The sequence below is a fragment of the Phytohabitans sp. LJ34 genome, assembly GCF_052068095.1.
Lineage (GTDB): Bacteria > Actinomycetota > Actinomycetes > Mycobacteriales > Micromonosporaceae > Phytohabitans.
Window position 1 is genome coordinate 61,305 of record NZ_JBQHDG010000013.1, and the last position, 12,059, is coordinate 73,363.

Consider the following 12,059-nt stretch of genomic DNA (forward strand, 5'->3'; position numbering starts at 1 on the left):
TGGGCAGATCATGCGCCGCCGTCTCTTCGCCGTCGCCGCCGTAGCCGCCGCTACCGTGGCCGGGGTCGTGCCCGCCGTCGCGCAGGTCGCCCAGCCGGCCGTGGTCTCCGCCGACCCGGTCGACTGGACACCGCATGTGCTCGACGGCACCGTGCACGCGATCGTCCAGGTGGGCGACACGGTCGTGGTCGGCGGCACATTCTCGGCCGTGGCCAGCGACGACGGCTTCCAGTACCAGCGGGACTACCTCCTCGCGTTCGGCGCGACGGACGGCGTGGTGCGCCGCTTCGCGCCCCGGCTCGACGGCCCGGTGTACGCGCTGGCGGCCGGCCCCGACGGCACCGTCTACGCCGGCGGCGCCTTCCGCACCGTGAACGGCGTCGCGCAGCGCGGCATGACCCGCCTGTCGCTGGCCAGCGGCGCCCGGGTGGCCGGCTTCACCGCCGACGTCAACTGGGGCGACGTGCGGGCGCTTGCCGCGTCCGGCCGGTGGCTCTACGCCGGCGGCACGTTCTCGTCGGTCAACCGGGTGCCCCGCGCCGGCCTCGCCCGCCTCGACGCGGGCTCGGGCGCGGTCGACGCCGGCTTCGACGCCGGGCTCACCGCCGCCACGGCGGAACGGCGGGTACGCGTCGAGGACTTCGCCCTCGCGCCCGGCGGGCGCCGGCTGGTCATCGCCGGCGCGTTCGCCCGAGCCGCCGGCCAGGACCGGGTCCAGCTCGCGCTCCTCGACGTCGCCGGCCCGCGCGCGGTCGCGGCCAACTGGTACACCGACGCGTTCCGCGACACCTGCGACGCCGCGTACGACACCTACCTGCGCGGCGTCGACTTCGCCCCCGACGGCTCCTACTTCGTCGTGGTGACCACCGGCAACGCCAGCGGCCCGACCCGGCTGTGCGACACGGCCGCACGCTTCAACGTGGCGGGGCTGGGCCGGCACAACCCGGCGTGGATCAACCACACCGGCGGCAACACACTGCTGTCGGTGGCGGTGACCGGCAGCGCGGTCTACGTCGGCGGGCACCAGCAGTGGCTCGACAACCCGCAGGGCAACAAGACCGCCGGTCCGGGCGCGGTCTCACGCCCGGGGATCGGCGCGATCGACCCGCGAACCGGCAAGGCCCTCCCCTGGAACCCCACCCGCAGCCGCGGCGTGGGCGTCCGCGCCTTCCTGGCCACGGCGAACGGCCTCTGGGTCGGCTCCGACACCGACCGCCTCGGCAACGAATACCACGGCCGGATCGGCATGTTCCCGCTCTGACCCCGAAACCACGATCAAAAGACAGAGATTTGAGCTACCGCGACGTCCGCCGTGGTCCAGACCGCTGCTCCCGCGGCCTCACCCGTCCGCTGTTGGGGAAGCACAGCAAAGGGCTGCGCGCACACCCACCGCCAGCCGGGGTTCGCGAGGCCGGGCGCGGCCGTCCGCGCTGTGCGGGCTCCGACACCGCGTCTGCTCTTGCGATCTTGCTAGAGGAGGGCGCCCTCGTCGTGGAGCCAGTCGACGAACGATGTGGCCACGGCCGCGCCGCAGTCGAGCAGCTCGACCACCAGCGCGTCGTGCGCGCCGGCGCTCAGCGGCACCTGGAGCTCGGCGTAGATGGGCAGCTGGCCGCGCTCGGTGGGGTCGCCGACGTAGGCCTTGCAGAAGCGGCGCGTATGGTTCCACTCGTTGACCACGCGGTAGGCCCGGTCGGCCCAGTCGGGCGGCACTGTCGAGTGTGGACGAGCGCGCATCACGAGGATCTCGTCGTCGGGGCCCTCCAGCGTGAAGAGCACCGCGTGGCGCTCCCACATGGCGAGCAGGCTGCCATCGCCATCGGCGAGGTAGCGCACGTCGAGCAGGTCGAGAGCCTCGCCGATGCGGCGCAGCGTGACGGGCGCGACCTTCACCGGCATCTCATCGTCCATACTGGACAGATCAGACGGCACCGCCACGTGGCCGGCCTCGCGCTGGGCCGGGACGCCGACACGCACCTTGCCGGACAGGGTCGTGCGTTTGCCGGCGGGCCGCGGCCCGGGACTCTGCCGTGGGACACTCGCGGGGCTCGCCGGGCTCGGCGCCTCGGGCTCCTCCCCGGTGGCCTCCTGGGTCACGCCTGGCCTCTCCAGCCTTCCGCCACCGGTGTGACCGGGGCGCCATTGCCACCACGGCATCGCTCGTGCACCTCACTCCCCAGCGGATCCAGCCGCCTACGTTGCGTTGGACCCGACGCACGACGGTACCCGGACAGCCGGCTTCAGGCACCCCCCCAACGACCCCACCAAGCCAGAAAGATGATGCGGCATCAGCCGTTCGTATGAGCTGCGGCTGGTCGTACCGCGAATTGACTCACGGGAAGTAGCCAGGCCACACCGTATGGTGCCGCCAAGCCAACCCACCGGCCGGTAGCTTGTACGCGCACTTCGCCCATCTGTACGGGGTCGACTTCACCAGCAGCCGGGGCCGAACGGCCGAGAAACCCCATCCTTACGACGGCCTGGATCAGCCTTTGCGGCACCTCGACCCGGGACTCCCCGTCGGTGACCAGGATGGCCACATGATCGAGCAGCGCGTCGCGCAGTGCCCGCTGCCCCACGGCGCGTCCGCCGACCCCCTCGGCGCTGGCCGTGCGCAGCGTCCCGGCGGCCGCGGCGGCGATGCGGTAGACCTCGGCGGCCGGCACGGTCTCGACCGCCCGCGCGCCGGACGGCGGCAGCGGCCACCGCCACTGCTGGTCGCGCCGCGCCGGGAGCGTCTCGCCGCCCCGGCCCAGCTCGGCGAGCAGGTCGGCCGCGGACACCGTGGCGTCATCCGGCCCGGCGCCCGCGACCGTGCGGGTGACGAGCACCGACCAGGGCAGCCTCGCCCAGAGCGCGACGTGGTCGCCGCCGCTCTTCAGCCGCACGACCGCGCCCGGGTCGAGGCGGGTCAGCCGGGCGAGGAAGGGCCCCGCGTCCTGTGCGCCGAGCTTCATCGATATCCGCTCAGGAAGGCCCGCTCGGCCTCCGTGAGCCGGCGGGGGCGCTGCTCGCTCAGGTCGTACGGCGCGCAGACGGAGCGGGCGCGGCTGGCCAGGGCCTCACCGTCGAAGAGCTCGTACGCCACCGTGAACCGGGCCGCCCGGATCTCCTCGATCCACGTCTCGATGCGCACCGCGTCGCCGTAGTCGACCGGCCGCAGGTAGTCGACCTCGTGGCGGACGATGATCACGCCCTCTTCGAGCGAGGTCAGGCCGGCCTCCCGGGCGCCGATGAACATCATCGCCACCCGGGCCTCCTCGTACAGGGTGAGGAAACGCGCGTTGTTCACGTGCCCGTACACGTCCATGTCGGACCATCGCACGGGGCAGTGGTAGACGAACCGATCAGTCACGTGTGAGCTTGCGGTAGGTCACCCGGTGCGGCCGCGCCGCCTCGGCGCCCAGCCGGTCGATCTTGTTCTTCTCGTAGGCCTCGAAGTTGCCCTCGAACCAGAACCACTTCGAGGGGTCCTCCTCGTCGCCCTCCCAGGCCAGGATGTGCGTGGCCACCCGGTCGAGGAACATCCGGTCGTGGGAGATGACCACGGCGCAGCCGGGAAACTCCAGCAGCGCGTTTTCCAGGCTGGAGAGCGTCTCGACGTCGAGGTCGTTGGTCGGCTCGTCGAGCAGGATCACGTTGCCGCCGATCTTCAGCGTCATCGCGAGGTTGAGCCTGTTGCGCTCGCCGCCGGACAGCACCTTGGTCGGCTTCTGCTGGTCGGGCCCCTTGAAGCCGAACGCCGCCACGTACGCCCGGGACGGCATCTCGACCTTGCCCACCATCAGGTGGTCGAGGCCGTCGGAAACCAGCTCCCACACCGTCTTGTCGCCGTCGAGGCTTTCCCTGTTTTGGTCGACGTAGGACAGCTTTACCGTCTCGCCGACCTTCACCGAGCCCTTGTCCGGCTGCTCCATCCCGACGATCGTCTTGAAGAGCGTGGTCTTGCCGACGCCGTTCGGGCCGATGATGCCGACGATGCCGTTGCGCGGCAGGGAGAAGGAAAGGTCGTCGATCAGCACCCGGTCGCCGAAGCCCTTGACCAGACCCTGCACCTCGATCACGGTGTTGCCCAGGCGCGGGCCCGGCGGGATCTGGATCTCCTCGAAGTCGAGCTTGCGGGTCTTCTCCGCCTCGTTGGCCATCTCGTCGTAGCGCTCGAGACGCGCCCGCGACTTGGTCTGGCGGGCCTTGGCGTTGGAGCGGACCCACTCCAGCTCCTCGGAGAGCCGCTTCTTGAGCTTGGCGTCCTTGCGGCCCTCGACCGCGAGCCGGGCGGCCTTCTTCTCCAGGTAGGTGGAGTAGTTGCCCTCGTACCCGATCGCGCGGCCGCGGTCGAGCTCCAGGATCCAGCCGGCGACGTTGTCCAGGAAGTACCGGTCGTGGGTGATCGCCAGGACGGTGCCCGCGTACTTGGCCAGGTGCTGCTCCAGCCACTGCACGCTCTCCGCGTCGAGGTGGTTGGTGGGCTCGTCGAGCAGCAGCAGGTCGGGCGCCTCGAGCAGCAGCTTGCACAGCGCCACACGACGGCGCTCACCACCGGAAAGCTGGGTGACGTCGGCCTCCGGCGGCGGGCAGCGGAGGGCGTCCATCGCCAGCTCCAGCTTGGAGTCGACATCCCACGCGTCGGCGTGGTCGAGCTCCTCCTGGAGCCGCCCCATCTCCTCCATCAGCTCGTCGGAGTAGTCGGTGGCCATCTGCTCGGCGATCTTGTTGAACCGCTCCAGCTTCGCCTTCGTCTCCGCGACCGCCTCCTCGATGTTGCCGAGGACGGTCTTCGCGTCGTTGAGCGGCGGCTCCTGGGCGAGCAGGCCAACGGTGTAGCCGGGCATCAGCCGCGCCTCGCCATTGCTGGGCCGGTCGAGCCCCGCCATTATCTTGAGCAGGCTCGACTTGCCGGCCCCGTTGGGACCGACGACACCGATCTTGGCACCGGGCAGGAAGCTCAGCGTCACGTTGTCGAGCACGACCTTGTCGCCGTGCGCCTTGCGCGCCTTTTCCAGGACGTAGATGAACTGGGCCACGGTGCGGCCTACCTCCAATGGATCATGCATTCTGCTCGGGCGAACGCCACCGTCAATCCTGACAGGTGCGTAAGGCGTCTGACGCATCGGCCCGACCCAGGAGCAACCTACGAGCGTGGATCCGTATTCCGATCAGCCCTGGCCGAGGACAAACGATCAGTGCCGGCCGAGGACGAACGATCAGCGCTGGCCGAGGATGAAGCCGACACTCGCCCCGATCACGGCGAGCAGGACGGCGGTGACGATCAGCTGGATCGGCGCACTCGGAGGCCAACGCACCCGGCCAGCCTCTCATGTTGCCGCTCCCGCGACGCGGAGGGGAAATACCAGGCAAGTAGTCTCTGCTGAGGACCCGTCGACACCGGAGGTGTACGGAGCGTGACGGTTCGTAGTTCGTTCGTCGTTGTCGCCAACCGCCTGCCCGTCGATGAGGTGACCACGGCGGAGGGGCGCAGCTGGCGGCGCAGCCCTGGTGGCCTGGTCACCGCGCTGCACCCGGTGCTCGCCCAGCACAAGGGCACATGGGTGGGCTGGGCCGGCGGCGTCGGCACTGCCCCGGAGCCGTTCGACCTGGAGGGCATCCGGCTGCACCCCGTGTCGCTGAGCGCCGAGGAGCTGGAGCGCTACTACGAGGGCCAGTCCAACGCGACCATCTGGCCGCTCTACCACGACGCCGTGGAGACGCCGGTCTACAAGCGGCGCTGGCGCGAGGCCTACCGGGTGGTCAACGCCCGCTTCGCCGAGGCGGCCGCGGAGGTGGCGGCCGAGGGCGCGACGGTCTGGGTGCAGGATTACCAGCTCCAGCTCGTGCCGGCCATGCTCCGCGAGCTCCGCCCCGACCTGCGGATCGGGTTCTTCCTGCACATCCCCTTCCCGCCGATCGAGCTCTTCATGCAGATGCCGCTGCGCGCCGAGGTGCTGCGCGGCCTGCTCGGCGCCGACCTGGTCGGGTTCCAGCAGCGGCTGGCCGCGCAAAACTTCGTCCGGCTGGCGCGCCACCTGCTCGGCCTCCGCTACGAGGGGCAGACCATCGAGGTCGACGGGCGGCGGGTCAAGGCCGGCGCGTTCCCGATCTCGATCGACGTGGCCGAGATGGAGCGGATGGCGGCCGACCCGTCCGTGCAGGCCCGCGCCAAGCAGATCCGGGCCGAGCTGGGCGACCCCAAGACGGTCGTGCTGGGCGTCGACCGGCTCGACTACACCAAGGGCATCGAGCGGCGGCTGAAGGCGTTTCGCGAGCTCCTCGCCGACGGCCGGCTGAACGTGCCCGACGCGGTCATGGTGCAGGTCGCCACGCCGAGCCGCGAGCGGGTGGAGCACTACCAGACGCTCCGGGTGAAGGTCGAACGCGAGGTGGGGCGGATCAACGGCGAGTTCGGCCGGGTGGGCGTGCCGGCGGTGCACTATCTGCACCAGTCGTACAGCCGGAGTGAGCTGGCCGCCCTCTACTGCGCCGCCGACGTGATGATGGTCACCCCGCTGCGCGACGGCATGAACCTTGTCGCCAAGGAGTACGTCGCCTCCCGCGCCGATACGGGTGGTGCGCTCGTGCTCAGTGAGTTCGCCGGTGCGGCCACCGAGCTGCGGCAGGCCTTTCTGTGCAACCCGCACGACCCCGAGGGGGTCAAAGACGCGCTTTTGCGGGCCGTACACGTGGATGGGGTCGAGGCCCGGCGGCGGATGCGGGTGATGCAGCGACACCTGCGCACGCATGACGTTGGGCACTGGGCCCGCTCGTTCCTCAACGAGTTGGGAGTCCCAGAGGCAGCATAGGAGTCATGGTCCTCGACCTTGACCAACGCACCGTCGGCGAGATCGACCCGGAGCTGCGCGCCGCCGTCGGCCGCATCGCGCGGGTGCCCAACCTGCTGATCGCCTGCGACTACGACGGCACGCTCGCGCCCATCGTGCTCGATCCGACGCGAGCGGTGCCGCTGCCCGAGTCCGTGGCGGCCGTGCGTGCGCTGGCCGCGCTCCCGCAGACCACGGTCGCCGTGGTGTCCGGCCGCGCCTTGCGTGACCTGGCCGCGCTCTCCCGCCTGCCCTCCGAAGTACACCTGGTGGGCAGCCACGGTTCCGAGTTCGACATCGGGTTCGTCGAGCGCCTGGCGCCCGAGCTGGTCGAGGTCCGCACGCGACTCCAGACCGCGGTCCGCCAGATCACCCAAAACCAGTCAGGGGTACGCCTCGAGGCGAAACCCGCGAGCGTGGCCGTGCACGTGCGGGCGGCCGATCCGGAGGTGGCCGCCCAGGTCCTCGACGCGCTCCGCGCGGGTCCCGCCACCTGGCCGGAGGTGACCGTCACCGACGGCAAGCAGGTGATGGAGCTCTCCGTCCTCCCCACCAACAAGGGCGCCGCCATCGACCAGCTGCGCACCCAGATGTCGGCGAGCGCGGCGCTGGTGATCGGCGACAGCGTGACCGACGAGCGGGCGTTCGAGCGGCTGCACGGGCCCGACGTGGGCATCAAGATCGGGCCGGGCGAGACGCGGGCCGCGTACCGCGTGGCCGAGCCGATCGAGGCCGCGCGCGTGCTCGGGCTCCTGCTCCAGATCCGCCGCACCTGGCTCTTCGGCGAGCGGGCCGTGCCGATCGAGCGCCACTCCATGCTCGCCAACGGCCGCACCGTCGCCCTCCTCACGCCCGCCGCCAAGCTCACCTGGCTGTGCCACCCCCGGGCCGACTCCGCCGCGCTCTTCGCCGACCTGCTCGGCGGACCGGCCGCCGGGCACTTCACCGTGGCGCCCGAGCGGGGCGGCATGCCGCTCGGCCAGCGCTACAGGTCGGGCACGATGACCGTGGAGACCCGCTGGTCCGGGCTCACCGTCACCGACTGGCTGGCCGCACCCAGCGACGGCGGCGAGTCCACGCTCGTGCGGGTGCTCCAGGGCCACGGGAGTGCCCGGCTGGAGTTCGCGCCGCGGCCGGAGTTCGGGCAGGTCGGGGTGCGGCTCCAGCACCTCGGCGACGGGCTGCTCGTGCTTGGCTCCAACGAACCCGTCGCGCTCTACTCCCCCGACGTCGAGTGGGACGTGACCACCGACGGCGGCTACGACACCGCGCGGGCGGTGGTCGACCTGACCGCGGCGGGCGGGCAGGCGACGCTCGAACTGCGGTTCGGGTCGCACAGCCTGGACCACCACGGCGTACCCCTGCCCGACCGTCAGGCGGCGGCGGAGCGGCCGTGGCGGGACTGGGCGGCCGCGCTGCGCCTGCCGGGCGTGGCCCGCGACCTGGTGCTGCGGTCGGCGCTCACGCTGCGCGGCATGTGCAACGACGCGACCGGCGGCATCCTCGCGGCGGCGACCACTTCGCTGCCGGAGGAGGTCGGCGGCGTACGCAACTGGGACTACCGCTACTGCTGGCTGCGCGACGCCGCGATGACCGCGCGCGCGCTCGTCGACCTCGGCTCGCTGGCGGAGGCCGAACGTTTCCTGCGCTGGGTGGACGGGTGTGTGGAGCGCACCGGCGGCCACCCCGAGCGGCTACACCCGCTGTACACCGTGGAGGGGTACGAGCTGGGCGCCGAGGCGGTCATCGACACCCTGCCCGGCTGGGCCGGCTCCCGCCCGGTACGCGTCGGCAACCTCGCCAACCACCAGCTCCAGCTCGACGTCTTCGGCCCGGTGGTCGACCTGATCGCGGCGGTGGCCGACACCCGCGGCTCGGTACGCGCCGAGGAGTGGCGCGTCATCGAGGCGATGGTGCAGGCAGTCGAGCGGCGCTGGCACGAGCCCGACCACGGCCTGTGGGAGGCACGGCTGCCGCCCCGGCACCACGTGTACTCGAAGGTCATGTGCTGGCTGACCGTCGACCGCGCGCTGCGCGTGCTGCGCCACCACGGCGGCGGTGAACGGCCGGAGTGGGTGGAGCTGCGCGACCGGATCGGCCACAACGTGCTGGAGTACGGCTGGCACGACGGCGCCGGGGCGTACACGGTGGCCTACGGCGACGAGGAGATGGACGCCTCCAGCCTCTGGATCGGCCTGTCGGGCCTACTGCCCGACGACGACCCGCGCTTCCTCGCCACGGTGCTCAAGGTCGAGGCGGACCTCCGCAGCGGCCCGGTCGTCTACCGCTACCGCTGGGACGACGGCCTGCCCGGCCGCGAGGGCGGCTTCCACGTCTGCACCGCCTGGCTGATCGAGGCCTACCTGCGCACCGGCCGCCGCGGCGACGCCGAGGAGCTCTTCGCGCAGATGCTCGACACGGCGGGCCCGACCGGCCTGCTGCCCGAGGAGTACGACCCGATCGCCGAGCGCGGCCTAGGCAACCATCCACAGGCCTACAGCCACCTCGGCCTGATCCGCTGCGCCCTGCTCCTGGACCGCTCGTAACGCGAGGCGCTGTCAGCCGAGGCCGGATCGGGCGATGACGTTGGTGATGCTGATGCGAACCGCGGTGAAGCCGCCCCGCACGAACTGTTCAGCGAGGTCCGCCGCGGGGGCCGAGGGGTAGTAGCGGTCGGCGATGCCCACGGCGATGTCTTTGATCTGGTCCGGCTCGGCGGAGGTGCGCGCGTGTCCTTCCAAGGTCACGAAGCCGTAGGGTTGCCGCTCGTCGCTGACGCAGACCGCGACGCGCTGGTCACGGGCCAGGCTCTTGCTCTTGACGCTCCCGGGCGACAGGACGAAGGCGAGCTCGTCGCCATCGAGGACGAAGCAGATCGGCGTGACGTGGGGCCGCCCGTCGGCGCGGGCGAGGGCTATGTGGGCAAGCCGCGTGCCCTCGGTAACGAAGGATCGCCATTCGTCGTCGGTCATCGTCGCCATTGGCGTGTGTCCCTTCCGATCGCGCCGGGCCAGCCGCCACGACAGCATGACGTGCCACGCCCCGGAAGCGCCACCCGGAGCGGGCGGCGCCGACCGCGGTGCGGAAATCAGCGCAAGATGGAAGACGGTGGTGGGGTGAAGTTGCGCTTGGGTTTGCCCTTCAGACCGTCGCGCAGGGTTTCCGCCACCGAGTTGATCGGCTTGAGCGACTGGTGGTCGCCCACCGCGTTGAACGGGTAGTCCGGGTCGGCGATGAACGAGGCGGCCGCCAGGTCGGGCGTCATGCCGACGAACCAGGCCGCGCGCGTGGAGTCGGTCGTACCGGTCTTGCCGGCCACCGGGCGCCCCACGATGCCGTACACGCCGGGCGCGGTCGACCAGCCGCCGCACGAGCCCCGCGCCGCGCCGAAGCCGGTCACGCAGCGGGCCGCGTCCGCCGCGGCTCGGGCGGCCGCCGGCTTGACCACCTGCATGCAGCGGGGCTTGGCCACCTCGACGCCCTTGTACGCGGCCTGAGCCCCGTCCGGCCCGATGACCGACAGCACGGGCAGTGCCTCGCAGTACTTGCCGTCGGCGGCGACGGTCGCGTACGCGTTCGCCATCTCCAGCGGGGTCACGTCGGAGACGCCGAGCGTGAACGCGCCCCAGCCGCGCGCCTTCGCCGGCGAGGCCTGGAGCTTGTCGATGTCGGTGCGCCACCGCAGGCCCAGCCGCTCGGCCATACGCACCGCCTTGTCCGCGCCCACCTTCTGTTCGAGCTGGACGAAGTAGGTGTTCACCGACTTGCCGAAGCCGGTCCACATGTTCTGGCGGCCGGTCATGGCGCCGGAGGCGTTCGACGGGCACCAGCGGCCGCCGCAGCTGCTCGGCTCGCCCTCGCCGGCCAGGTACTGCGAGACATACCGGTGCGGCGCGTGGAAGGACGTCGACATCGGCATGCCGGCGTCGAGCGCGGCGAGCATGACGAACATCTTGAACGTCGAACCCGCCTGGTACCCCGGCATGTCACCGCCGCCGAGCAGCGGGTTCACCGTGTTCGGGTAGTTGCCCGGGATCTTGCCGCTCTTGCTGGGGTCGGAGTGCGCGCCGTTGTGCTTCTGGTCGAGCGAGTACGTGCGGTTGACCGCCATCGCCTTGACCTGGCCGGTGCCGGGCTGGATGGCCACGAGGCCGAGCGCGAAGCGGCTGGTCTTGCCCTCCTTCTCCAGCACGTTCGACTGCGCGCCGCGCTGGATCTTCGGGTCGAGCGTCGTCACGATCTTGTACCCGCCGCGGCGCAGCCGGTCCTCCCGCTCCTGCGCGCTGCTGCCGAACGCCTTCTGCTCGTTCCACCAGGTCTTGAAGTAGTCGCAGAAGAAGCCCCAGTCGTTGTGCTTGTCGGTGACGGAGACGCAGTCGTTCGCCGGCGTGGTGAGGTTGAGCTTGATCGGGGTCGCCTTGGCCTTCTCGGCCTCGGCCGGCGTCGCGTACTGGAGCGCCACCATCCGGTCGATCACGTAGTTGCGCCGCTCGGTGGCCGCGCGCTTGTCCTGGCTCGCCGGGTCGTACGCGGTGGGCGCCTTGACCAGGCCGGCGAGCGTGGCCGCCTCGACCAGCGTGAGGTCCTTGGGGCGCTTGGAGAAGAAGACCTCGGCCGCGGCGTAGATGCCGTACGCCCGGTGCCCGAAGTACGCCGAGTTGAGGTAGCGCTCCAGGATCTGCTGCTTGCTGACCTGCTTCTCCAGCTCGACCGCCAGCCGCATCTCGCGGATCTTGCGGGCGCTGGTCTGCTCGGTGGCCTTCTGCACCTCCACGGGCGTCTTCGCGCTGTCCCGCAGCGCCATGCGCACGTACTGCATCGTCAGCGTCGACGCGCCCTGCTGCACCTCGCCGCCCTGGTGGTTGGCGACGAAGGCGCGGGCGATGCCCTTCGCGTCCACGCCGTTGTGCTGGTAGAAGCGGGAGTCCTCGGAGGCGACGATGGCCCGCCGGATGTTCACCGACATCTGGCTGATCGGTGTGAACTTACGATGCTCCTCGTAGAACATCGTGATCAGCGTCTTGCCGTCCGCCGCGTACACGTAGGTGGTCTGCGCCGGTGGGGTCACGTCCAGGACCGAGGGCATGTCGCCGACGAAATCGGCGGCAGCCTTGGCCCCGATGCCACCCGCGGCGGCGATGGGGTAGGCGACGGCGGCCACGAGCACCCCGGCGATGAGTCCGGCGCGGACGAGGGGTGCCATCCGACTGGTTGCGGAGAGTACGCGCTTCATCACTACCCAAA

9 protein-coding genes are annotated in these 12,059 nt (G+C 71.1%); 3 read left to right on the forward strand and 6 right to left on the reverse strand.

The window, feature by feature from the left end; translation table 11 throughout:
• The first annotated feature begins 10 nt into the window (after window positions 1-10).
• On the forward strand, window positions 11-1,261 hold the full coding sequence (locus tag ACTMTJ_RS23115) for a PKD domain containing protein (RefSeq protein ID WP_441219788.1): 1,251 nt from the start codon (window positions 11-13) through the stop codon (window positions 1,259-1,261).
• A gap of 209 nt (window positions 1,262-1,470) precedes the next feature.
• Here ACTMTJ_RS23115 and ACTMTJ_RS23120 read toward each other — a convergent pair whose 3' ends face one another.
• From ACTMTJ_RS23120 to ettA, 4 genes are all read right to left on the reverse strand, one after another.
• A complete protein-coding gene (locus ACTMTJ_RS23120) occupies window positions 1,471-2,157 on the reverse strand; it encodes a YbjN domain-containing protein (RefSeq protein WP_441219789.1) in 687 nt (228 codons plus the stop codon).
• Between the two features lie 131 nt (window positions 2,158-2,288).
• Window positions 2,289-2,957 (reverse strand): hypothetical protein, encoded by a 669-nt coding sequence (locus ACTMTJ_RS23125; protein ID WP_441219790.1) that lies wholly within the window; start codon window positions 2,955-2,957, stop codon window positions 2,289-2,291.
• Complete coding sequence (locus tag ACTMTJ_RS23130; RefSeq protein WP_441219791.1) at window positions 2,954-3,355, reverse strand: acyl-CoA thioesterase; 402 nt, start codon at window positions 3,353-3,355, stop codon at window positions 2,954-2,956. Before ACTMTJ_RS23130 ends, ACTMTJ_RS23125 begins: the two co-directional genes overlap by 4 nt.
• Window positions 3,348-5,024, reverse strand: coding sequence for an energy-dependent translational throttle protein EttA (ettA, locus tag ACTMTJ_RS23135; protein WP_441219981.1), 1,677 nt, complete (start codon window positions 5,022-5,024; stop codon window positions 3,348-3,350). Before ettA ends, ACTMTJ_RS23130 begins: the two co-directional genes overlap by 8 nt.
• Window positions 5,025-5,402: 378 nt before the next feature.
• Between ettA and ACTMTJ_RS23140 the strand changes: the two genes are divergently transcribed.
• Both ACTMTJ_RS23140 and otsB read left to right on the forward strand, forming a co-directional pair.
• Window positions 5,403-6,797 carry an alpha,alpha-trehalose-phosphate synthase (UDP-forming) gene (locus ACTMTJ_RS23140; RefSeq protein WP_441219792.1) on the forward strand — a complete coding sequence of 465 codons (1,395 nt, stop codon included), beginning with the start codon at window positions 5,403-5,405 and terminating at the stop codon, window positions 6,795-6,797.
• A 5-nt stretch (window positions 6,798-6,802) separates the two neighbouring features.
• A complete protein-coding gene (gene otsB / locus ACTMTJ_RS23145; protein WP_441219793.1) occupies window positions 6,803-9,361 on the forward strand; it encodes a trehalose-phosphatase in 2,559 nt (852 codons plus the stop codon).
• 12 nt (window positions 9,362-9,373) lie between these two features.
• Here the strand turns inward: otsB and ACTMTJ_RS23150 are convergent, their stop codons facing one another.
• Complete coding sequence (locus tag ACTMTJ_RS23150) at window positions 9,374-9,796, reverse strand: PPOX class F420-dependent oxidoreductase (RefSeq protein ID WP_441219794.1); 423 nt, start codon at window positions 9,794-9,796, stop codon at window positions 9,374-9,376.
• A 107-nt stretch (window positions 9,797-9,903) separates the two neighbouring features.
• Entirely contained in the window at window positions 9,904-12,051 is a 2,148-nt protein-coding gene (locus ACTMTJ_RS23155; RefSeq protein ID WP_441219795.1) for a transglycosylase domain-containing protein, read from the reverse strand.
• Window positions 12,052-12,059 lie beyond the last annotated feature (8 nt).